Raw genomic sequence first — 563 nt, forward strand, 5'->3', positions numbered from 1 at the left:
TCAGCATTTGCAATGCCGCCACCAACAATAATTAAATCAGGATTTTCTGCAACAATATCTTTAATTGTATCTGGTTTAATACCACCTGCAACTGCTACTTTAGAATTACTAATTACAGATTTAACTTTACGTAAACTTTCTAAAGGAGATTGACCTTCAGCTTGTAAGTCATAACCAGTATGAACAGCGATATAATCTGCGCCTAAATCATCTAAAACTTTCGCACGTTTTTCTAAATCTTGTACTGCAATCATATCTACTAATAATTGTTTGCCATGTTTATGTGCTTCATCAACTGCTGCTTTAATGGATGCATCTTCTGCAACGCCTAAAATTGTTACTATGTCTGCACCAAATTTAACTGCTTGGCTTACTTCATAGTCGGCAGCATCCATAATTTTTAAATCTGCTAATACTTTTACACTATCAATATTATCATTTAAATGTTGTACAGCTGGTAATCCTTCATTTATAACAATCGGTGTTCCAATTTCTACGATATCTACATAATCTTTAACTTTATTTGCTAATTCTGCAGCATCCTCTTTATTTAATAAATCAAT

The 563-nt window shown here is 32.5% G+C and carries 1 protein-coding gene; it reads right to left on the minus strand.

Annotation, left to right across the window (positions count from 1 at the left end; genetic code table 11):
• A partial coding sequence (hxlA, locus tag CD032_RS07255; RefSeq protein ID WP_103211340.1) for a 3-hexulose-6-phosphate synthase occupies positions 1–563 on the minus strand: 563 nt, incomplete at both ends.

It is taken from the genome of Staphylococcus cohnii subsp. cohnii (assembly GCF_002902365.1).
GTDB lineage: Bacteria > Bacillota > Bacilli > Staphylococcales > Staphylococcaceae > Staphylococcus > Staphylococcus cohnii.